The 2,248-nt window shown below is 71.0% G+C and carries 2 protein-coding genes and 1 riboswitch; both genes read left to right on the top strand.

What is annotated here, in order from left to right:
* Window positions 1-402: LLM class flavin-dependent oxidoreductase (locus tag EHS43_RS43035; protein WP_125195882.1), on the top strand; the 402-nt coding region annotated here is incomplete at its 5' end.
* Window positions 403-513: 111 nt separating this feature from the next.
* Window positions 514-603: riboswitch (ZMP/ZTP riboswitch) on the top strand.
* Window positions 604-644: 41 nt separating this feature from the next.
* On the top strand, window positions 645-2,096 hold the full coding sequence (locus EHS43_RS43040) for a glycine hydroxymethyltransferase (RefSeq protein ID WP_125195883.1): 1,452 nt from the start codon (window positions 645-647) through the stop codon (window positions 2,094-2,096).
* Window positions 2,097-2,248: the final 152 nt, after the last annotated feature.

Here is a 2,248-nt window from a genome sequence, read left to right on the forward strand (position 1 = left end):
GTCCTGTTCGGCGGCTTCGCCCCCGCCGCCCTCGAACGCGTCGGTCGCTTCGGTGACGGCTTCCTCGGCGCCGCCCTGCCGCCCTCCTTCATGTCCAAGCTGTTCCGCGACGCCGAAACGGCCTGGCAGAAGCACGACCGTCCCGGCCGCCCCCGTCTGGTCGCCCAGGCGAACGTCGCGCTCGGCCCGGACAGCACCGTGGACCGGGCCCGCCACAACCTCCGCGACTACTACGCCTTCAGCGGCCATGTCGCGTACATGGAGGCCGGCCTGCTCACCACACCGCGGCAGATCCGTGAGACCGCCGACGCCTACTTCGGCATCGGCGCCGACGAGGTGATGCTCTACTGCTGGGCCTCGGACGCCGACCAGATCGACCGCCTCGCCGACACGCTGTACTGACGTCCACGAGCCGCCACGGCTTCGAGGCCAGGAGACCCCGGCCGGGCCTCGAAGCCCTCGCTCGCATGGTGGACGCCGCACGGGAGCTCTTCGACGTGGCCGGTAGGCTGGCCGACAGGCCGTGACTGGCGCGCTGGGATGGGACGGACCATCGGGGAGCGGCCTGTGAGTGACCAAGTGCCGTGCGCCTGGGCCGAACCGTGATCCGTGACCGCTTCAAGCCACGCAGCCCGGAGGCCGCCATGTCAGAGCAGCAGCCCCTGTCCACCGAGTCCACGGCTTTCCGCGCCGCCCTCGACGTGATCCGCGCCGTCGAGCCGCGCGTCGCCGACGCCATCGGCCAGGAGGTCCACGACCAGTGCGAGATGCTCAAGCTCATCGCCTCCGAGAACTACGCCTCCCCGGCGACCCTCCTCGCGATGGGCAACTGGTTCAGCGACAAGTACGCCGAGGGCACCGTCGGCCGCCGCTTCTACGCCGGCTGCCGCAACGTCGACACCGTCGAGTCCCTGGCCGCCGAGCACGCCAGGGAACTCTTCGGCGCCCGCCACGCCTACGTCCAGCCCCACTCCGGCATCGACGCCAACCTCGTCGCCTTCTGGGCCGTCCTCGCCGACCGCGTCGAGGTGCCCTTCCTGCAGAAGACCGGCGTCCGCCAGATCAACGACCTCTCCGACGCCGACTGGGCCGAGCTCCGCCAGGCCTTCGGCAACCAGCGCATGCTCGGCATGTCCCTGGACGCCGGCGGCCACCTCACCCACGGCTTCCGCCCGAACATCTCCGGCAAGATGTTCGACCAGCGCTCCTACGGCACCGACCCGACCACCGGCCTCGTCGACTACGAGGCACTGCGTGTCTCGGCCCGCGAGTTCAAGCCGCTGATCATCGTCGCCGGTTACTCGGCCTACCCGCGGTTGGTGAACTTCCGGATCATGCGCGAGATCGCCGACGAGGTCGGCGCCACGCTCATGGTCGACATGGCCCACTTCGCCGGTCTCGTCGCAGGCAAGGTCCTCACCGGCGACTTCGACCCGGTCCCGCACGCCCAGATCGTCACCACCACCACCCACAAGTCCCTGCGCGGCCCGCGCGGCGGCATGGTGCTGTGCGACGACTCCCTCAAGGACCAGGTCGACCGCGGCTGCCCGATGGTCCTCGGCGGCCCGCTCCCGCACGTCATGGCCGCCAAGGCCGTCGCCCTCGCCGAGGCCCGGCAGCCCTCCTTCCAGGACTACGCCCAGCGGATCGTCGACAACTCCCGCGCCCTGGCCGAGGGCCTGATGCGCCGCGGCGCCACCCTGGTCACCGGCGGCACCGACAACCACCTCAACCTGATCGACGTGGCCTCCTCCTACGGCCTCACCGGCCGCCAGGCAGAGGCCGCCCTGCTCGAGTCGGGCATCGTCACCAACCGCAACGCCATCCCGGCCGACCCGAACGGCGCCTGGTACACGTCCGGCATCCGCATCGGCACGCCCGCCCTGACCACCCGTGGTCTCGGCACCGCCGAGATGGACGAGGTCGCCGGTCTCATCGATCGCGTCCTCACCACCACGGAGCCCGGAACCACCAGCAAGGGCGCCCCCTCCAAGGCCCAGCACATCCTGGATCCGAAGGTCGCCGACGAGATCTCCCACCGGGCCACCGACCTCGTGGCCGGCTTCCCGCTGTACCCCGAGGTCGACCTCGGCTGACCCACGCCCTCTCTTGAGTTGTCAAAGAACGGTGACTCCTAGAGATCGATGAGTTCCTGTCGTGGCTCCTCCCGCGGCGGTCCGGCTCCCGGCCGGGCCGCCGCGCGGCGTATCAGCCGCGTGCCGCCCGCCCCGGCCGCGAACCCCACGGC

Source organism: Streptomyces sp. RP5T (assembly GCF_003933965.1).
Taxonomy (GTDB): domain Bacteria; phylum Actinomycetota; class Actinomycetes; order Streptomycetales; family Streptomycetaceae; genus Streptomyces.

Excerpts from the sequence above, each read along its gene's own strand:
- EHS43_RS43040 (WP_125195883.1), top strand. The coding sequence starts at position 645 with ATGTCAGAGCAGCAGCCCCTGTCCACCGAGTCCACGGCTTTCCGCGCC.